The sequence below is a fragment of the Aquabacterium sp. TM01 genome, from assembly GCF_057808345.1.
Genome location: NZ_AP046528.1, coordinates 1 through 16,698, shown reverse-complemented (window position 1 = coordinate 16,698; position 16,698 = coordinate 1). Strand labels below are relative to the sequence as shown.

The following is a 16,698-nucleotide window of genomic DNA, read 5'->3' as shown; positions in this document are numbered from 1 at the left end:
ACGGCGAAAGCGTCAGCCGACCGAAGGGAGGGAAGGATGGAAGCCCGCAGGGGTCGAGACGCCGCAGGTGGCTCGATGCGCAGCACGACAGCCCGGCCCGAAGGGAGACGCCCGGCTGCTACTCGTGGCGAACTGGACGGCGCTGGCCAGCCACACCGGCACCGGCAGCAAGCAGCTTGACCGACTGCACAAAATCCAGCGACAGCAGGTGCATCACGAGGTCGATGCCACCGCCGCCGCCCTTCTCTGCCCGCGTGTCGAACCACTTTGGGCCTGTGACCAGCAGCTCCCAAGCATGACCCTCCGGCGACGACACGTAGAGCCGCACCGTGCGCACGTCCTTCTCGGGCTTGAAGTCAGCGTCCCGCCGCCAAAACAGCTTTCCGGCATCGCGCAGCCGGTCGAGAACCTGCGACAAGGGCATCTCCCGCACCCATCGCAGCGTCTCATCGTCGAAAGATTTTCGAGCCATCCTCTACCCCTCCAAAACGACACTCAACTGACCCAGCCACCACGCCGAAAACTCACGGGGGGGCCGCGCTGACGCGCGGCGGAACACCCTCCGGGCTTCGCCCTGCGCGGGATGATGGATAAGTCCTACGGACTTACCCACAACCCTTGCGGCTACTCGCGTTTGATAAACGCTGGGGCTACTCAAAACCACAAACACCTCAGCTCGAATCGAGATCAGGCGGCGCACCACCGACCACAAGCCTCAACCGAGCACCCCGAACAGGCCGGTCAACCCCAGCCATGCCGGACTCGCCTGCGGCGGCCGGGGGGGCGGGTATCTGACATGCAGCAAACTTAACAACCACCGGCTGGCGAGCGGCCTCCTCCTTCGGCGCGGGGGCCTCTGGTGCGAGCCAGTCGAATTCGTCGATCAGTTGCTGGTACTTGGCCACGGTCTGGCGTGAGAGGCGCGTCAGCGCCGCGACGGCCACCTGCGTGAGCTGCTCGCCCTTCTGGCGCAGCACGCGGCAAGCGATCAGGACGCGCTCGCCGGTCTTTTTGGTGCGTTCAGAGTGGGTGCGCTCGGCCGCGAGGCGCTGGCGATCAGGCAGCGGCAGCGACTTGTCGAGGGCCATGACGCCCCGATGGCAGCGGCCGTCGCCCGTGTACTTGTTCCACGTCCAGCGCGCGATGCTGCGCACCGTGGCGCGCACCTGTGAGCTGCGCAGATCGGTGTGCGGCACCATGCGCTTGAAGTCGAAAAATCCGCGCTTGGAGCCGTAGTTGTTGAGGCGCTGGGCCTCGGTCATCAGGCGCGAATAGAAGGCATCGTAGGTACTCTGTTCCTTCATCCCGCCGACGATGCTGTAGGCGAAATAGCGAAGCTCATGGAACAGGCTCGCGTGCCGGGCGTGATGGTGCAGCGACAGGTCTGGCACCTTGCCGAAGCGGCGCTCCCTCTTGGGCAGCTCGAAATACTCGTTCAGCTCACCCAGCGAATACTCGTGGGCGTGCAGCTCCATCGTGTGCCACCACGGATGGCCGGGCGTCTTGGTAACGCCACCGCCGTGATAGTTCGGATCGGCCCCCAGCAGCTCGACCATCCGATCTCGGATGGCACGCATGTAGTCCTGTGGGCGCGAGCGCGCAGCCTCGGTCGTGCAGACCGGGGTGATCGCGTAGAAAAGATGGAATCCGTCGCCCCGGCCTTCCCGGTTGGTGACGATGAGATTGGGAGGGGGCAGTCCGGCTGCTTCCCAGCGGAAAACATCGGAATGGTCGCAGTCAAAAACGAGCCATGACACCATGCCCGGTCGGTTGACCTGCATGTAGGGCCAGCGAACCGCATAGACGGTCGGCCGCTTTTTGGTCGCAGTCTTGTCGTCCGAGCAGCGCGGAATGTATGGAGCCTGTTCCATCACCCGTTTCATGGGCGACGCAGGCTCATCAAACCGCGATTTCAGTGTGTTTTCGCGGACTGCGCTTTCACGGTCGTCATCGTGTGATGCTGTTGCTGTCTGTCCCATAACCCCTTTTCACTCGTCCGTATGGACGAGCGCACGCTTGCGCGCAGGGCTTAAGACACGTACAATCAAAGCATCGTTAGTCGCTTCATTGCGTCTCTACAGAGTTCACCCGCCAAAGCGAACGCTGTATGTGTCTGGGCACCCTGCCCGGTTTATCTGTCAAGGCCCGCTCGCCAAAGCGGGCTTTGTCGTTTCTGATCGTCCAGTTTCTTGCTGTCTGGTCAGCTCTCTCCTTCGCAGTCACCACGGATCACTCGTCGGCATCCACCGACGCAGGCGCGCTCTTGTAGCCGCGCACCATAGTCTTGGGCACCCAGTGCTCCGTGCTCACGTCAAACTTCATGATGCCGTAGCCCTGCAAAACGCTGGCTGCGCCATCCAAAGACTGGAAGTACCGGAGGCCCCCTCGGGCAGCTCCCAGCACTCGCTCATTCATACCGGCCCGCACGATGATGAGAAGGCCCTTGTCACCGGGCTCGACGCGAGCGGCCGAAACCGACCCTGCGGCGATCAACTCCTTCAACACTTTCGGCGCGACCACGGTAGCAGTAGTAGTCAACATCGCTTTTATACCTCATTCCGCGCCCAATCGCAACGATATCAGAAAACGTCGCGCCTGTCGCTGTATGGTGTGGGTGTCGTCACTTGTATGGACTATAGTCCATACTCGAAATCGTTATGTATATACATAGATAGGTATATACATACCTATCAGCGCTTGAGGAAGGCCTCCAGCGCCTCGATCACGATGTCCTTCTCCGTGACCCTTCCGCCCTTCTGCTTGGATCGCGCGAGCGCTTCTTCGCGCAGCCGATCAGCCAGCTCTTCGGGGAAGTTGAAGATTTTTTGCACCCGAGCGCGGCCGTAGCGCGGCCCTTCCTCGACCACGGGCGGTGTTGCGGCCGGTGGCGCGGCAACTGGTGCCGCAGCAGGCTTTTCGGCGCGGTCAGCAGCGCCGCTTTCCAAAAACTCGTTCAGGTCTTTGCGTTGAGCAAAGCCGATGTCCGGTTTGGCCTTCATGCCATCACCTCCCGGAAGAATGCTTCCATCTCGCTGATGGCGGCTTGGTCGCGGCCCAGCTCCTGCACCGTCGCGCCTTCGCCGATGGCACGCCGGAAAGCCACGCGCTCGCAGACCTTGGTGGGCAGCACGGTCAGCTTCTGCTCGGCCAAGAATTCCAGCATCTCGGCCGCATCCTTGGTGCGGGGATCGACGCGGGCCAGCAGCACGCGCACGTCCAGATCGGGGTTGTAGTCGCGGGCCAGCTCGACGACTTCCAACAGGTCAGTCATGGCGGCGGCATCGAGGTTGGATGCGCCAATTGGGATCACGGCACGTTGGGCCAGCAGTAGCGCGGAGCGCAGACCGACCGAATCACGGCCACCGGCATCGACAACGACGTGCTCAAAGCCGCCGGCCAACTGCTTGCCCTCGGACAAGATCGCCTTCCCAGCGAGGCAGGTGGTGGTGGGCGACGGGTCGTATTGCGTCTCACGCCGCCAAGCAGCCCAGCTCGCGGCCGAAGCCTGCGGGTCGCCGTCGATCAAAAGAGTCTTGCCCTGCCGGGCCAGCATCACCGCTAAATGGACGGACATGGTCGTCTTCCCGACGCCGCCCTTGGTATTCACGCAGGCAAAAATCATGGGTGCTCCTATCTATATACATACATACCGACACAGCAGCATAGCTGCCAACCAGTGACCGACGATGGCCTGTCCGTCGCTCCGCTTGAGTAGGTATGTATATACCTACCGACTGCAAGCGAATGGTAGCAGACTTTCGCACTTTCGCGTATAGTTTTCTTTGTACGCAAAACAAGCAGAAGAGAACGGTCACATGCAGTACAAGGTCATTCGCCACCGCAACAAAGACGGCTCGTACCGGAAGGGCTACCGCGTCCAGTGCCTGCGGCGCGTCCGCGAAGTAACGCCGGATTTCCCGGAGGGTAGGAACGTGCAGCGCGTGGTGGCTACGTTCGACCGCGAAGCGCGCGAGCTGCCTGCTGACGTGCTGGCCATCCTGACCCCGGCCGAGGTCGAAGAGTGGAAGGAATGGCGCGTCAAAGAAGACGAAGAGGAGTTGAAGGCTGCGGCGCAGTTCGAGCTGGACACACTGGCCGAAAGCACGCGGGTGGCTCGGGTTGGGTTGGCGAAGGGCTACGCAACGACCACCACCGAAAACGTCGCCGCCATCCGCAAGGAAATCCGGGCGCTGATACGGGTTGCCAGCGAGCTGGGCCTGATGCCGGAGCCGGTGAGAGGGCGGCCGGTCATCGAAGAGGAAAGCGAGATCGGCCTGCTGCCGAACTTTGCGCCACCCGGCACGCCCGCCTATGAGTCCTACCAACGGCTGCTCGATGAGCACGAGAGAACGAAAGCACAGACCAACGACGGAGGCTGACATGCGCTACTGGACATTCGACCCCAACACCTGCCGCTTCGAGCGGGCGAGCAAGCAAGCCGCTTTGCACGCCGCCGACGTGGCCGTGGTCAACGACGACACCGACGTGCAGGTCATCAGCGATCACCAGCCGCCCAAGCGCTGGCCCAGCGGTGAGCCACTCGTGGTGGCGGGCGTCGAGTTCGAGCGCGAGCTGTTCGAGTAGGTATGTATATAGGTAGGTATATACATACATGAAAACAACCAAAGCCATCATCTTTGACGCCTTCGGCACACTGATCCGCTACACAACGCGCACGGCCCCCTACGGCGGCCTTGCGGATGCGGACGGGCGGCTGGTGGATCGGCTCGCCTGCCTGACCCGCAATGTGCCACTGGCGACCCTCACCACCGAGATTGGCGCGGGGGACAAGCTCGACGTGATCCTGCCCGACTTGGCCGATGAGCTGTCCGGCCTGCGCCTGTTCCCCGAGGTGGCGGACGTGCTCGCCAAGGCACGGGCCGCAGGCCTGCGGCTGGCCGTCTGCTCGAACCTTGCCTATGAGTACGGCCCGGCCGTGCGCGGCCTCGTGCCCGAGCTGGACGCCTACGTCTTGTCCTACGAGGTCGGCGTGGCCAAGCCGCACCCGACGATGTACCGGCTCGCTTGCGCCGAGGTGGGTTGCGCTCCGGCTGAGGCGGTTTTCGTGGGCGACAGCAAGCGCTGCGACTTCGACGGGCCGCAGGCCTTCGGGATGCAGGCGCGCTGGCTGGATCGCAGGGGAGGGCAGTCGCTGGTCGATGCCCTCGCGGGGGTTCTGTGACAGCCCCCGCCACTGACCCAGACGTATGGCACGCGCTGCACCGGCTGACCGACTATCCCGTGCTGGCAGGTTTGGCTCGTGAGGGCACCGCTGCAACCAAACTGGACGGCAGGGCTTGTCGGTATATCTACGAGTCGGCGCTGCCTCGGATCGACTGGCCCGCCGTGTCGGAGGGCGAACGGGCATTGATGCGCTCGCTGGGGATCGAGGTGACGCCGTGATCCTCTTTCTCGACTTCGACGGCGTGTTGCACCCAGACGCGGCCTATCTGGTGCGCGGACGGCCGGAGCTGCGCGGCGAGGGCAGATTGTTCATGTGGGCTGGCTATCTGGTAGACGCGCTGGCCAGCGCGCAGCATGTTCGCATCGTTCTGAGTACGAGCTGGGCGCGCGAGCTGCGGTACGCCCGCGCCCGAGACTACCTGCCTGCCGAGTTGAGGCAGCGGGTTATTGGAGCCACTTGGCACTCCGGGATGGCTACCGACGACGAGCACCGCCCTCTGGGAAGAGACACATGGTGGGACACGTCCACGCGCTACCAGCAAATCCGCCGCTACGTGGATCGCGCGGGCATCACTGACTGGATCGCCGTCGATGACCAGCCCGAAGGCTGGGCCGACGCTGACCGGGACAAGCTGGTGGTCACTGACAGCAATCTTGGCCTGTCCGCGCCTTCGGCGCGCGTTCGCCTCGCGGCGGCCGTTGGCAACATGACCGGCGCGTTGGCCGTGGCCGACGCGATGGCTGACGTGCTGACGATTCCGCAGGTCGCGCGCAGCGCGTCCTGCGTTGACTTGATGCAGTGGGTCGATTGGTGGCAGTCCTCATACCTCGATGCGATCCAGCTAACACCCGACCAAATTGCGCACGCGAAAGCCGGTCGCTGGTGGCCACCAGTGTCCGAGGTGCACATCGGAGAAATGCCACCAGCAATCGCTCAGAGGCGCATCCCATGATGCTGGTCATCGACCTTGAGGCCACCTGCGACGAGGGCGATGGCCTCCCTGCAATTGACATGGAGATCATCGAAATTGGCGCGGTGTGGGCCACGGCTGAGGGCACCGTGCTCGACACGTTTCAGGCGCTGGTGCGCCCCGTGCTACGCCCTCAGCTCACGCCGTTTTGTCGGCAGCTCACCAACATCCAGCAAGCCGACGTGGACGGTGCCGAGTTGTTCCCAGTGGTCGCGGCACGGCTGGCCAGCTTCGCCCAACGCCATCAGGCACCGGGCGCAACGTGGGGAAGCTGGGGCCAATTCGACTTCAAGCAGCTTGCCCGCGACTGCGAGCGACACGGCGTCCAAAACCCGCTCGCAGCCTTCGAGCATGTCAACCTCAAACGCCGGTTCGCCAAGGCCCGCAAGATCAAGGAAGTGGGGATGGCCCGCGCGTTGCAGATGGTGGGCCTTCCTCTCGATGGCGCTCACCACCGAGGCCTCGACGACGCGCGCAACATCGCCAAGCTGTTGCCGTGGTCAATATAGGTATGTATATACCTACCTATATACATACCTACGAACAAGAAAGCCGGGGGGGGAGGGTGTCGCCTTGCGATTGCCGATGATCTGCGATACAATGTATCTCAAACAGTCGCAATAGGAGGCCGTCATGGCTGCTACCACCACTATGGTCCATGTTCGCGTGGACGAGCACGTCAAGGCGCAGGCAGCGGAAACGCTGGCCTCGATGGGCCTGACCGTCTCCGACGCGATCCGCGTGTTTCTGACCCGCGTTGTCGCCGACAAGGAACTGCCGTTCGCGTTGCGTGTGCCAAATGCAGAAACACGCGCGGCGATGGCCGAGGCCGATGAAATTGCTCGCGCACATCGTGCTCGCTTTGCCACCGCCGACGAACTCTTCGATGACCTCGAAAAAAACAGCAGCAAGTAAGCGGGCGTCCCTTCCGCGTTTAGCAGATTACGCAAAGTCCTTCCTCAAGGACTGGGAGCGTCTTTCACACTCCGGCCGGTTCAACATGAACCAGCTCAAAGAGGCCATGATGCTCCTGATCGCCAACAACGGCCCCTTGGGGCCAGAGTGGTTGGATCACCCGCTTACGGGCAACTGGGAGGGCCACCGGGAATGCCATATCGGTGGCGACTTCCTCTTGGCCTACAAGCTCGACGACACCACCAAACAGGGATTAGTGGTTTTCATTCGGGCAGGGACGCACGCTGAGCTGTTCGAGTAGATAGGGGAGGGGGCATGGGCACCCGTTTCGGCCGCCGCGCTGCGGATGGCACTTATGAGTACCACGACAGCAAAGAGTCGCTTGTCGCCGCCGAGCGCCGCGACAACAGCGATGCACGCGCAGGCCTCTTCGGCTTGATCGGGCTGCTGGTCGGCGGCGTGCTGACCTACGTCTCCTTGCTCAAGGTCGGCATGGACTGGCCCAAGTGGCTGCGCTTCGGCCTCGTGATCGTTGGTGGCGGTGGGCTTGCCTACGTGCTGGCCAAGTTTGCCGATCTCCTCTGGAACATCATCCTGACCCTCGTGCTGCTGGCCGTGCTGTGGGGCATCGGTTCATGGCTCTGGAAGGCCGTATAGGGCCACCACGCAGCATAAAAAGAGCGGCCCCACCGGGGCCGCTTTAACTTCGCCGGGCGAAGCCCGTCCAGGGAGGTAAGACGGGGGCCAAAAAAGGGAGGAATGGCCGAAGCCGATTATCCATGCAACACACTGGGGTGTTGCATCTGGAAACCACCCGGCCACGGATGCCTTGGCCCTGTCAGAACTGCGGCATCTTGCCCGGCGTGCAGTTGTAGAGGATGGCCAGCACCGGAGCCACGATGGTGACAGCGGGCACCTGCATGTCGTCGCTGTCGGCCTTGGTGCGCAGGTAGGCCACCACGCGATCCGTCACCTGCTGCGAGTTCGTGCCCTCCGGGACGCACACCTTCACCTTGGCGAGCTGGTCGTTTTGCATCATGGCCGCCACGCCCGTGATGAAGCCTTCGCACTGTCCCAGTTCCGCGCTGCGGCTCGACGTGCAGAGGTTGTAGAGCCCCTGCGTTTTCATGAAGGCCAAGACCCTGCCGGGTTTGGTGGGTTCGGCTGCGTTGGTCGCCATCGCCGACAGCAGTAGGCCAAAGGTCAAGATCGTTCTTCTCATGCGCTTCCTTGTGGCGGGTTGGCCTCGTCTAGCGATGAGGCGGGCACCCAGCGATAGAGCGTAGGCACAGACACACCCAGATTTTCGGCGACCTCGCGCGGCGGCACGCCGCTGGCCAACAACTTGCGCGCGGAAGCTACCTTGCTGTCGGTCATCGAGCGCTTGCGACCGCCCACTCGTCCCTTGGCCCGCGCTGCGCGCAGACCTTCCCGTGTGCGCTCCACGATCAGCTCCCGCTCCATCTGCGCAAGGCTGGCCATCACGTGGAAGAAGAAGCGCCCAGCCGGTGTGCCGGTGTCGATGTTGTCGGTCAGGCTGCGGAAGTTGATGCCACGCGCCTCCATCGTGGCCACCAGCTCAACAAGGTGCTTGACGCTCCGGCCGAGCCGGTCGAGCTTCCACACCACCAGCGTGTCACCCTCTCGGGCGAACTCCAAGGTTTGCATCAGTCCCGGCCGGTCTGTCTGGCTGCCCGTCGCCTTCTCCTCAAACAGCTTGCCGCACCCGGCCTCGGTCAGCGCCTTGCGCTGCATGTCGAGGTTCTGGTCTTGGGTCGATACCCGCGCATACCCCACTAGCATGGTCGCCCCTCTTATTCTCAAAACTCGTGTTTTGGCGATGATTCGATAAAACAGTTTCGAGAACGGTTATTGAGAATCGTAACCCCCTGTCACTGTCTTGACGCCACTCGCTGTCTCATATCTTATCGAGAACGAAGGATTTTGATAAGCTATGCCATCTTGATAAACAAAATGGGAGGATGGCGTGGCGATCATCGGATTCATCGTGCTCGGCGACCGCACATCGCATGGCGGCGTGGTCATCTCGGGCGACCCCACGTGGACGATTGATGGGCAGCCTGTCGCTCGCCAAGGAGACAAGGTGACATGCCCGCGCTGCAAGCGGGTATCGACCATCGTCAGCAGTCGCTTCCCCACAGTCATCGACCTCGGCAAGCCGATGGCCTACGACCAAGACATGACCGACTGCGGCGCGGTCATTTACTCCCGGCACAACAATCATGCGGGTTGGGGAGAGAAGGGCAGCGACGACGAGGCCGCAGCCACGCCCATCGAGGACTATGTACCCAAGCAAGCCCCGCGCTTTCAAGAGCACTTTGTGCTGCACAACAACGAGACGGGCGAGCCGCTGGCCGGAGTGCCGTACACCATCAAGACCGGCGACGGCAAGACCTTCGAGGGCGAGACCGACTCACAGGGACGCACCGACGTGGTGTGGACGGACTCACCGCTGCCTGTCGAAGTGGTCGCCCATCCGAAGCCAGCCGACGATGCCGACCCGTACCACTACGCCGAACTCAACTACGAGGGCCTGTAACGATGGCAGGCGCACCCATACCCGGCCGCACTGTCGGCCGATCAGCCACGCGCACGTCATCGGAAGGGCGAGAGGTCGGCCTTGATGATCCGGTGGACAAAGGCTACCTTTGCGAGCACATCTGCGAGTGCAGCTCAGGGACAGCGATACGAAGCAAGAGCGGGCAGGAACTCAAGCAGCGTTGCGTGACAGCACGCATCTGGCTTGACGAAGAAGCCAACCAGCTTGTCTGGCGCTACAAGGCCGAGGTGGGCTTCAACATGAAAACCAACCCGCCCGCCCCACTGATGAGTCGCGATCAGCCGAACCGGCCAAGCCGCTTCCCCCTAGGGCGTGCAGTTGGCGATGGCATCCTGACGCGCGATCTGGAAGGGCGACCTCAGAAGGGGCTGCTGCGCATTCCCGATTGCATCATTCTCAAGCCGACTGGGCCAGAGCTGGCCGCCATGCGCGCCAGTGGGCGCATCGACTGGAAGCGCCTCATCCCGGTCAAGGCCAACATCGAGACGGTTGTCGAAATCAAGTTTGAAGGCGACAAGCTATCACCGGGCCAGCGAGATGCGTATCGACGGATCGCAGGCCCGGACCGATTCCGCTTGCTGAATGCGAACGAATGCGAGTGTGGAACTAGACGACGGCGCCCGGCCGAAGAGCCTGTGCGTGCGCCTGTCACAACGCCGATGCAACGAGAAAGTACCGAGCAACGACGCTGGTATCAACCTGCGCCGCCACAGCCCGCGCCTGCTCCCGCTCCGCGCCCTGTCCGCCCACAGTACGGGCCAGAAGTTCCCCAAGAGGAAGGGTCGTCGATGAGCAGTTGGCTCAAGGCGGCGGGCCTCGCTGCTGGTGTTGTTCTGGTTGGCGTCATTGCCGTTGCCGCGCTCCCGGCCGAGGCGGTAGTCGCCGGCGTAGCGCTGCTTGTTGTTGGGCGAACTGCCACAGCAGCTCCAATCAATAAGGATAAGAAGCCATGAGCGACAGCCTTGCAAAGATCGAGGCGCTAGTGCCCGATTTCCAATACGTCGATTCCGATCACAACCGCATTGTCTTGACGGTTGGCTTCTCCGCGTCGTTCTACTTCTGGGGAGGGCACACCCCAGAAAAACGGCAGGCTCTCATCGAGTGCGTTGAAGCCTTTGAGGCCGCCTACAGGGGTGAACTGAAGTGGGGGTGCCACCCTGACACTTGGAAGACTTTGCGCGTTGGCGACAAGAGATTGCCCTCCTTTCGCGATTACGTCATGACGCTCGACGAGGATGACTCAGTTGAGTGGTATGTGGCATCAGGTGACGACGACGATGCAGCGAACGAATACGCTGTGTCGTGCCACACCGAGCGAGGTTGGATGGAGGGGCAAATGTCTGCCCTCAAGTTCCGCGTCCCCCGTGCCCTCATTTTCGAGGCAGACCATCAAAAGGTGCTGTCCGATCTGATCTTCTTCTGTCACGAACGGCTCGCGCCGTTTCACGGGCATGCCGGGTTGTCAGCCATTACCACTGAGCAGCAAATCGAGTGGGAGCCGGAAGAGCTGGATTTAGCAACGCGGTACTTGGCTCTCTATTGCGGGGACAGCTTTGATGCGCTTCAAGCACAGAATGGCATCAAGAGCGTGGACTGGCTGACCTTCATCGGGAGCGCGCTGGCCCAGCGTCTAGGTGGCGCAGATGCCTTCATCGCGTACTGCCGCCGCTTTGGCGTGGAATCCACACCGCACGGCTCAGGCTTCTTCATCCGTGCAGGCGAGTACCCTCAGCTTGGCCCAGTCGATGAGCCAACACCTGATGCCTATGTGCGTGTAAACGCCGCGCTGCGACCTCTTCGCAATGGCAATTTCGGTTCGATGGGCACCGGTTCAGTGAGCGGTGAGCGTAGGTTCAACCGCTGCACAAGTGACTTGTGGATTCGCCGTTTCGATGCCCCCGGCATCTGGCCGCCTGCCACCTTTATCGGCCTGCCCCGCACGCCGGTTGGCAAGGTTCCGAGCAAGAAGGTCAAACTCAAGACCGGCGAGACATGCGCCGTGCATGGCCGGTATCGCCATCCTGCCTTCGAGACTGTCGCGGCGGGTGACGATGACGACGCACCGCAGGTGGTGTTGATGCCCGGTGATGTCGCACCGCACTGGCTCAAGCTCGGGCCGCACGGTGAGTACCTTGGCCGTGATGTCGTGGCGTGGGAGTTAGTAGCCGAACTATGAGCGCACAACCCTCCCTCGCTGACATTCGAGCGCAGCTCCACGACTCGCCAGATCACGTCTTCTGTTGCAATCTCCCGTTGTACGTCCTGCTTGAAAAGCGCCCGCGCCCGGATGCGCCGGACTGGGTGGAAGTCGGCTGCTGGAAGCAAGGAGATGCCGAGGGCATGATGGTGTACCTGTCGCTCATCGACGCGATGATCGACCTCTACAGCCGCAATCGCGAGAGTCGCCGGTATCAGATTTTCCCCTTCGAGGCCATTGACCCGAGGCCCTTCATCAAAGGGCATGAAGGCTGGCTCACCGTGTATCTCGCATACGGCTTCGCTGCCAGAAGTGACGGCCTGCTTCTGAGCGAGAAGGGCGAACCGATGTCGCTGATGCAGGGGATGCACTTCCAAATCAGCCCAGACTCGACCGAGCACTTTCATCTTCAGTTCGGTGACAAGCTGTTGGCATGGCTTGATCGCTTGCACCGGACGGCCGGTATCCCAGACTACGGACGGGTTGCTCAGGAACACGCTGAGGCAGCGTCAGCAGAACTGAATGCGATGGCTCAAGAAGCCCTGAGCCGAATCAAGGCTCACAGCGGCGGGCACGCGGAAAGCTCCCATTGCGCACTGTATGACCCTATCGAGCAGCAATGGCGGCTGGTGGCCTTCGACAAGCTGGGCAAGGACTGAGCATGCTGGGCTGGTGGATCGTCATCTCGATGCAGACCCCGGAAGAACGCGACCGGGCCGACCAAGACACCAGGCGGGCCGCACTCTTGGCCAACTGGGAAGCCAGCGTCAACGGCAGCCGCTGGGTGCATCAGCTCGTCGAGCAGGGCAAGGCCACGCAACTGTCATCCGGTGGCTACCCCAACCGTTTCACCGCCAAGGCCTGCGACGTGTTGCCTCTGTTCGCCAACGGCCTGCCCCAGCACGGCGGCCCCCCAGTCATCGGCGAAGATTACGTGTTGCCCGGTAGCTGGACGGGCAACGTCATCATCCACCCCGACCGGATCGCGGCCTGTCCAGCGGACAAGCTGCTGACCATCGACGTGTGGGATCAGTCATAACCCATCAAATCAAGGGAGCCTATGAGAACGAAAAAGCAACTTGCCATCCTCGCCGCCCTCGGCACCGTCACGCTGGCCGCCTGCGGCAGCAAGACCGACGCGAACGAAAAGAACTTCGGCGCGGCACTCACCCAGTATTTCGACAAGAAGGGCGACCTGTGCCTCAACACCAAGCGCTGGCCGGTTGACCTGTCCGAGATGGACTTGCGCCTGCAAAAAACCATGCAGGCCGGGAGCGCCAACCAGATGGCCGCGCTCGAAGCGGCTGGCTTGGTCAAGGGCGAGGACACCGAGGTGGACATCATGGGAATCATGGGCAAGCCCACGGGTGCCAAGGCCAAGATCAAGCGCTACACCCTGACCGATGGGGCCAAGCCGTTCGCCCAAGAGAAGGAGGTTGCCTCCATCGGCCTCAACGGCAAGACCACCGAGAAGCAGACCGATCTGTGCTGGGGCAAGAAGGCGCTGGACAAGATCGTGAAGTGGGAAGGCCCGATGAAGTTCGGCGACTATCAAGAGGCAGGCATCACCTACACCTACAAGGTCAACAACCTCGCTGACTGGGCCAAGAAGCCCGAGGTGCAGGCCGCCTTCCCCGTCGTGAAGAGCATCCTCGATGGCGCTGGCAGCAAGGAATCCAAGCATGCCGTCAAGCTGACCTCCCAAGGCTGGGAAGCGAAGGGGTTGGACTGATGAGCTACGCAACCGAATGGGCGGCCGCCATCGAGCGGTCGAAGAAATTTGGACTTGAAGTGCCGCCGCACGAAGTGCAACCCGCGCACCGCTATCTGACCGATGCTCGGCACGCCGAGTTTCCCTACGTCGTTCAGCAAGGCCTTGGCGATCTCGACTTCCCGGACGTAGTTGCGCAGTGCATGTCCATCCACTACCGCTTGGTGCCCGTGTTGCAGGAATGGCTGGGGTGCCCGGTTCTCTACACCATCGGGTGGGTGGACGACGGCACTGACAAAGGCATGTTCAAGTTCGATGATGCCTTTGTGGCAGACAAGCTCCAGAACGGGCACAGCGGCAGCACTGCGAACATCCACGCATGGCTGACGTTGCCCAGCATGGAAGTCATCGACGTGGCCTTGGCCACTACCATCGCGGTCGTGCAAAAGCTGCCTCAAGGGCATGGGGCTGTGCTGGCCAAGCACGCCGACGAGCTGCGCGGCATGGCCTATAAGCCAATGCTGGTCGGCCCCGATTTTTTGCGCAAATCAGGGCTGTTGATCGAATGGGGCATCTACGCCATTTGATAGGTATATATATATACCTACCGACAAACCATCACCCGGCGATCTCGTTCAAGCAGCGCGTCTCGGCGCGCTGCCGCACCCCGTGCAGGAAGGCGTGCAGCGCGCGGCGCTGCTCGGCCTCTTCTAGCTTGCGGTACTGGGCTTGCAGGGCCGCGATCTGCTCGGCGATCTCCCGCATCTTGGGCGTCATCTCGACCCGCATCATGCGGTGGTCAGGTCTGCACGCGGTGTAGTCAGTCTTGGGCATGGGCGTCTCCGTCAATGAGTTGAATGTTGGTGGCGGCCATCACGATGGCTCGCACTTCGATGGCGTAAACGATCAGCTCCGCGCCATCGTCGGCTTCCAGTCGAAGCATGTCCGCGCCGCTGGCAACGAACTCGGCGCGCAACGCGCGGCCAATGTCGAGCAAAGCTGCTTGGTCGATCTCGCCGGTCAAGCTGGCCAACTGGCCTGCACCCGACTGGGCGGCAGGGATGTGCAGCACCTCAAGCCCGGAGCCGGGCAGCAGGTCTGGAATGCAGACAGGCCCCCGGCGAGCGCGAAGCGCGACCGCCTGCAAGGCTTCGAGCGTGGCGGCAATGCTGCGCGTGCTTGCAGTAGGGCGGACGCGCGCAGTCACCCAGCGGGCAGCGGCTGCAAGCTCGTCGGCCGAAAAGCCTTGTGGCAGTGCAGGTGTGAGCGTTTCTGCGCGCGGCATCAAGAACCCATCCTTGGCCCTTCAAGGGCTGGATCGCGGCCTTCAAGCCGCAGGAAGTCCTCCCGGTAGCGCTCGATCTTGGCCAGCATCCGGGAGCCGTCCGGGCCGAATGCGTAGCGCGCTGTCCGCTGGGCATAGTCATGCCAGTTCCGGCCCTCGTCTGCGGTGCGAATCGACGGCGCGCAGGCCTCAAGGACGGTGGCGATCTCATCCTGACCGTGCCCGGTGGCCCGCAGCCGCACGGCGATCATGGAGTCCACGCGCGACAGGTCGATCCCGTCGCCTTTGTGTCGCGCAGCGATGTCGCGGTAGTGCGACTCGTAGGCATTGGCAGGCGGCGCAGTGCGCGCAGCAGCAGGCATGGCAGGCCTCCGCTCTTGTGCCACGCGGACTTCCTCGTCGAGCTGGCGAGCAACGACACAGCTCAGTGCGTATGCCTTGTCGCATGTGCAGGCCACGGCGTGACGCAGCTCCACCACCGGGAAGGTTCCGTCCGGCCGCTGGTACTTCGGCGCAGGCGCACCCGGCTCCCATTTGCGGTTCTCGAATCCCGGCGCACGATGTGGGTGGATGCAGGCTTGCAGCTTCGGGTCGCCATACTGCTTGTTGAGGGCAACGATAAGGCGATTGCCCACGTCCTGATCGTCGGGGCGGCCCAACTTGGGCACGTTCAAGATGGCCTGCAACTTGCCCCGACTGGATTCCATCACCACCGCAGGCCGGTAGCCATCAGCGAGCATCTGGCGCAGGCTGGCATCGCTCAGGTCATCGACCAGCACATGGTGCATCCGCTCGCTGCGCGGCGTGTAGTACAGGTTCTCGCCGCGTGCATGGAAGCGCAACAGCTCCCGCATCCGGCGCTCCACCGCTGCTGCTTCCACGCCGTCCTTGCCACCCAGCACAAAGGCCTTGCGATGGTCAGCCGCCATCTTGATCGAGGTGAGTGTGTACCTGTCAGCACCGACGGCCGCGTGGTACTGCTCAAAGAGCTTCATCTGGGGCGTGCGCATTGCTTCCTCCCGTGCTGCCTTGCGTGCTTCCTTGGCCGCTTCCACCTGTACTTGCAGCTCGGGGTTGGCGATGCGGATGCCGTGCTCCGCAGCCAGCCGAACGCATGTGGCCTTGTATTCCTCAGAGCCAAACACAGAGACCTTGCCCCACTTGGCCGCGCCAAGCTGCAACGCTGCCAAGGTCGCCGCCTCGTCGTGCGCCTCCTGAACGTCGATGCGACGGCCGTGGTCGGTGAATGACACTTCCTCAGACACACCCCCCGCCGCCCCTTGGCGGCGGTATTCCACCGCACCGCCGACGATCTCGCCCGTGAAGGCACGGAGATCGCGCGGCAAAGCCTCGTTGTCTCCATCACCCTCAAGGCGCAGCGGCTCATGCCGGTGGTAGCGGTAGTCGCCCGCTTCCTCGGGGCTGAACCACTTAGCAAGCCAGTCGTGGTATTCCGGCCATGCGTCTCGGGCATCCCTCAGTGCCTTGGCTTCGCGCTGATGCCGTTCCCGGATTTCCAGTTCGACCTGCTTGGCCTCGGCAGCAGCAACGCTGCGCATGGCGTTCAGCAACTCCCCTTTCCCCTTCCAGTTCTGGGCGGCGATGGCTGCATTACGGACGGCTTTCTGTTCCTTGAACCGGGCCATTTCCTGCTTGTGGCGGTCGTCCTCTTCACGCAACTTGCGAGCTATCTCCGCACGGTGATATTTCGCGGCCGTGATGTAGTCATTCCATCCGGGCAGGTCTGGCCGCAACGGCTCTGGCTTGCGCTCGACCGCCACGACGGCGGTGGCCGCTGGCTCGAACGCACCAAGCCGCTTGGTGAGCTTGCCAAGACTGCACCAGTGGCCTGCC

General features: G+C 62.6%; 25 protein-coding genes. 15 read left to right on the top strand and 10 right to left on the bottom strand.

Translation table 11 applies throughout. From position 1 onward, the window contains the following. Positions 1–118 precede the first annotated feature (118 nt). From AC3WW4_RS00125 to AC3WW4_RS00105, 5 genes are all read right to left on the bottom strand, one after another. Entirely contained in the window at positions 119–472 is a 354-nt protein-coding gene (locus tag AC3WW4_RS00125) for a hypothetical protein (RefSeq protein WP_079437288.1), read from the bottom strand. Positions 473–671: 199 nt separating this feature from the next. Continuing rightward, positions 672–1,883, bottom strand: a complete 1,212-nt coding sequence (locus tag AC3WW4_RS00120; protein ID WP_488826320.1) for a replication initiation protein — start codon at positions 1,881–1,883, stop codon at positions 672–674. Between the two features lie 346 nt (positions 1,884–2,229). Then, positions 2,230–2,541 (bottom strand): ParC family partition-associated protein, encoded by a 312-nt coding sequence (gene parC / locus AC3WW4_RS00115; protein ID WP_428022150.1) that lies wholly within the window; start codon positions 2,539–2,541, stop codon positions 2,230–2,232. 149 nt (positions 2,542–2,690) lie between these two features. Beyond that, entirely contained in the window at positions 2,691–2,999 is a 309-nt protein-coding gene (locus tag AC3WW4_RS00110) for a hypothetical protein (protein WP_428022149.1), read from the bottom strand. Next, the gene (locus tag AC3WW4_RS00105; RefSeq protein ID WP_488826319.1) at positions 2,996–3,622 is read right to left on the bottom strand and encodes a nucleotide-binding protein; all 627 of its coding nucleotides are present in this window, start codon (positions 3,620–3,622) and stop codon (positions 2,996–2,998) included. Before AC3WW4_RS00105 ends, AC3WW4_RS00110 begins: the two co-directional genes overlap by 4 nt. Before the next feature lie 193 nt (positions 3,623–3,815). Here AC3WW4_RS00105 and AC3WW4_RS00100 point away from each other — a divergent pair, with 193 nt between their 5' ends. The 8 genes from AC3WW4_RS00100 to AC3WW4_RS00065 all read left to right on the top strand — a co-directional run bounded on the left by AC3WW4_RS00100 (position 3,816) and on the right by AC3WW4_RS00065 (position 7,727). After that, complete coding sequence (locus AC3WW4_RS00100; RefSeq protein ID WP_488826318.1) at positions 3,816–4,379, top strand: hypothetical protein; 564 nt, start codon at positions 3,816–3,818, stop codon at positions 4,377–4,379. 1 nt (position 4,380) lies between these two features. Then, the gene (locus AC3WW4_RS00095; protein WP_136774625.1) at positions 4,381–4,584 is read left to right on the top strand and encodes a hypothetical protein; all 204 of its coding nucleotides are present in this window, start codon (positions 4,381–4,383) and stop codon (positions 4,582–4,584) included. A gap of 28 nt (positions 4,585–4,612) precedes the next feature. Then, the gene (locus AC3WW4_RS00090) at positions 4,613–5,182 is read left to right on the top strand and encodes an HAD family hydrolase (RefSeq protein ID WP_488826317.1); all 570 of its coding nucleotides are present in this window, start codon (positions 4,613–4,615) and stop codon (positions 5,180–5,182) included. 217 nt (positions 5,183–5,399) lie between these two features. Beyond that, positions 5,400–6,137, top strand: coding sequence for an HAD domain-containing protein (locus tag AC3WW4_RS00085; protein WP_161493383.1), 738 nt, complete (start codon positions 5,400–5,402; stop codon positions 6,135–6,137). Beyond that, positions 6,134–6,664: a 3'-5' exonuclease gene (locus tag AC3WW4_RS00080; RefSeq protein WP_079437271.1), complete on the top strand. Its 531-nt coding sequence runs from the start codon at positions 6,134–6,136 to the stop codon at positions 6,662–6,664. Before AC3WW4_RS00085 ends, AC3WW4_RS00080 begins: the two co-directional genes overlap by 4 nt. 124 nt (positions 6,665–6,788) lie before the next feature. Then, positions 6,789–7,070 (top strand): type II toxin-antitoxin system RelB/DinJ family antitoxin, encoded by a 282-nt coding sequence (locus AC3WW4_RS00075; protein WP_488826316.1) that lies wholly within the window; start codon positions 6,789–6,791, stop codon positions 7,068–7,070. Beyond that, complete coding sequence (locus tag AC3WW4_RS00070; protein WP_488826315.1) at positions 7,042–7,371, top strand: type II toxin-antitoxin system YafQ family toxin; 330 nt, start codon at positions 7,042–7,044, stop codon at positions 7,369–7,371. The genes AC3WW4_RS00075 and AC3WW4_RS00070 overlap by 29 nt, the downstream gene beginning before the upstream one ends. A 14-nt stretch (positions 7,372–7,385) precedes the next feature. Further along, positions 7,386–7,727, top strand: a complete 342-nt coding sequence (locus tag AC3WW4_RS00065) for a hypothetical protein (RefSeq protein WP_079437260.1) — start codon at positions 7,386–7,388, stop codon at positions 7,725–7,727. A gap of 181 nt (positions 7,728–7,908) precedes the next feature. Here the strand turns inward: AC3WW4_RS00065 and AC3WW4_RS00060 are convergent, their stop codons facing one another. Both AC3WW4_RS00060 and AC3WW4_RS00055 read right to left on the bottom strand, forming a co-directional pair. Continuing rightward, positions 7,909–8,292, bottom strand: coding sequence for a Rap1a/Tai family immunity protein (locus AC3WW4_RS00060; protein WP_488826314.1), 384 nt, complete (start codon positions 8,290–8,292; stop codon positions 7,909–7,911). After that, positions 8,289–8,873, bottom strand: coding sequence for a recombinase family protein (locus AC3WW4_RS00055; RefSeq protein ID WP_079437257.1), 585 nt, complete (start codon positions 8,871–8,873; stop codon positions 8,289–8,291). The genes AC3WW4_RS00060 and AC3WW4_RS00055 overlap by 4 nt, the downstream gene beginning before the upstream one ends. A 184-nt stretch (positions 8,874–9,057) precedes the next feature. On the opposite strand from AC3WW4_RS00055, the gene AC3WW4_RS00050 reads away from it, so the two are divergent. The 7 genes from AC3WW4_RS00050 (at position 9,058) to AC3WW4_RS00020 (ending at position 14,146) form a co-directional block, all read left to right on the top strand. Further along, positions 9,058–9,630, top strand: a complete 573-nt coding sequence (locus tag AC3WW4_RS00050) for a PAAR domain-containing protein (protein WP_079437255.1) — start codon at positions 9,058–9,060, stop codon at positions 9,628–9,630. A 185-nt stretch (positions 9,631–9,815) separates the two neighbouring features. Further along, positions 9,816–10,604, top strand: coding sequence for a VRR-NUC domain-containing protein (locus AC3WW4_RS00045; RefSeq protein WP_139379617.1), 789 nt, complete (start codon positions 9,816–9,818; stop codon positions 10,602–10,604). Further along, complete coding sequence (locus AC3WW4_RS00040; RefSeq protein WP_079437253.1) at positions 10,601–11,827, top strand: type VI immunity family protein; 1,227 nt, start codon at positions 10,601–10,603, stop codon at positions 11,825–11,827. The genes AC3WW4_RS00045 and AC3WW4_RS00040 overlap by 4 nt, the downstream gene beginning before the upstream one ends. Continuing rightward, positions 11,824–12,507, top strand: a complete 684-nt coding sequence (locus AC3WW4_RS00035) for a hypothetical protein (RefSeq protein WP_079437252.1) — start codon at positions 11,824–11,826, stop codon at positions 12,505–12,507. The genes AC3WW4_RS00040 and AC3WW4_RS00035 overlap by 4 nt, the downstream gene beginning before the upstream one ends. Before the next feature lie 2 nt (positions 12,508–12,509). Then, entirely contained in the window at positions 12,510–12,887 is a 378-nt protein-coding gene (locus tag AC3WW4_RS00030) for a hypothetical protein (RefSeq protein ID WP_079437251.1), read from the top strand. A gap of 21 nt (positions 12,888–12,908) precedes the next feature. After that, a complete protein-coding gene (locus AC3WW4_RS00025) occupies positions 12,909–13,580 on the top strand; it encodes a hypothetical protein (protein WP_079437250.1) in 672 nt (223 codons plus the stop codon). Continuing rightward, positions 13,580–14,146: a hypothetical protein gene (locus AC3WW4_RS00020; protein WP_488826313.1), complete on the top strand. Its 567-nt coding sequence runs from the start codon at positions 13,580–13,582 to the stop codon at positions 14,144–14,146. Before AC3WW4_RS00025 ends, AC3WW4_RS00020 begins: the two co-directional genes overlap by 1 nt. A gap of 31 nt (positions 14,147–14,177) precedes the next feature. Here the strand turns inward: AC3WW4_RS00020 and AC3WW4_RS00015 are convergent, their stop codons facing one another. The 3 genes from AC3WW4_RS00015 to AC3WW4_RS00005 form a co-directional block, all read right to left on the bottom strand. Then, a complete protein-coding gene (locus tag AC3WW4_RS00015) occupies positions 14,178–14,393 on the bottom strand; it encodes a C1orf50 family protein (RefSeq protein WP_079437318.1) in 216 nt (71 codons plus the stop codon). Further along, positions 14,380–14,844, bottom strand: a complete 465-nt coding sequence (locus tag AC3WW4_RS00010; RefSeq protein ID WP_079437316.1) for a hypothetical protein — start codon at positions 14,842–14,844, stop codon at positions 14,380–14,382. Before AC3WW4_RS00010 ends, AC3WW4_RS00015 begins: the two co-directional genes overlap by 14 nt. Further along, positions 14,844–16,698 (bottom strand): DNA-primase RepB domain-containing protein (locus AC3WW4_RS00005; protein ID WP_488826312.1); only part of this gene is annotated, 1,855 nt, incomplete at its 5' end. The genes AC3WW4_RS00010 and AC3WW4_RS00005, both read right to left, overlap by 1 nt.

Coding starts and splice junctions, on each gene's coding strand:
- AC3WW4_RS00035 (WP_079437252.1), top strand. CDS start 11,824: ATGAGCGCACAACCCTCCCTCGCTGACATTCGAGCGCAGCTCCACGAC.
- AC3WW4_RS00100 (WP_488826318.1), top strand. CDS start 3,816: ATGCAGTACAAGGTCATTCGCCACCGCAACAAAGACGGCTCGTACCGG.
- AC3WW4_RS00020 (WP_488826313.1), top strand. CDS start 13,580: ATGAGCTACGCAACCGAATGGGCGGCCGCCATCGAGCGGTCGAAGAAA.
- AC3WW4_RS00055 (WP_079437257.1), bottom strand. CDS start 8,873: ATGCTAGTGGGGTATGCGCGGGTATCGACCCAAGACCAGAACCTCGAC.
- AC3WW4_RS00025 (WP_079437250.1), top strand. CDS start 12,909: ATGAGAACGAAAAAGCAACTTGCCATCCTCGCCGCCCTCGGCACCGTC.
- AC3WW4_RS00015 (WP_079437318.1), bottom strand. CDS start 14,393: ATGCCCAAGACTGACTACACCGCGTGCAGACCTGACCACCGCATGATG.
- AC3WW4_RS00090 (WP_488826317.1), top strand. CDS start 4,613: ATGAAAACAACCAAAGCCATCATCTTTGACGCCTTCGGCACACTGATC.
- AC3WW4_RS00095 (WP_136774625.1), top strand. CDS start 4,381: ATGCGCTACTGGACATTCGACCCCAACACCTGCCGCTTCGAGCGGGCG.
- AC3WW4_RS00080 (WP_079437271.1), top strand. CDS start 6,134: ATGATGCTGGTCATCGACCTTGAGGCCACCTGCGACGAGGGCGATGGC.
- AC3WW4_RS00120 (WP_488826320.1), bottom strand. CDS start 1,883: ATGAAACGGGTGATGGAACAGGCTCCATACATTCCGCGCTGCTCGGAC.
- AC3WW4_RS00070 (WP_488826315.1), top strand. CDS start 7,042: ATGACCTCGAAAAAAACAGCAGCAAGTAAGCGGGCGTCCCTTCCGCGT.
- AC3WW4_RS00125 (WP_079437288.1), bottom strand. CDS start 472: ATGGCTCGAAAATCTTTCGACGATGAGACGCTGCGATGGGTGCGGGAG.
- AC3WW4_RS00110 (WP_428022149.1), bottom strand. CDS start 2,999: ATGAAGGCCAAACCGGACATCGGCTTTGCTCAACGCAAAGACCTGAAC.
- AC3WW4_RS00030 (WP_079437251.1), top strand. CDS start 12,510: ATGCTGGGCTGGTGGATCGTCATCTCGATGCAGACCCCGGAAGAACGC.
- parC (WP_428022150.1), bottom strand. CDS start 2,541: ATGTTGACTACTACTGCTACCGTGGTCGCGCCGAAAGTGTTGAAGGAG.
- AC3WW4_RS00060 (WP_488826314.1), bottom strand. CDS start 8,292: ATGAGAAGAACGATCTTGACCTTTGGCCTACTGCTGTCGGCGATGGCG.
- AC3WW4_RS00105 (WP_488826319.1), bottom strand. CDS start 3,622: ATGATTTTTGCCTGCGTGAATACCAAGGGCGGCGTCGGGAAGACGACC.
- AC3WW4_RS00075 (WP_488826316.1), top strand. CDS start 6,789: ATGGCTGCTACCACCACTATGGTCCATGTTCGCGTGGACGAGCACGTC.
- AC3WW4_RS00010 (WP_079437316.1), bottom strand. CDS start 14,844: ATGCCGCGCGCAGAAACGCTCACACCTGCACTGCCACAAGGCTTTTCG.
- AC3WW4_RS00040 (WP_079437253.1), top strand. CDS start 10,601: ATGAGCGACAGCCTTGCAAAGATCGAGGCGCTAGTGCCCGATTTCCAA.
- AC3WW4_RS00065 (WP_079437260.1), top strand. CDS start 7,386: ATGGGCACCCGTTTCGGCCGCCGCGCTGCGGATGGCACTTATGAGTAC.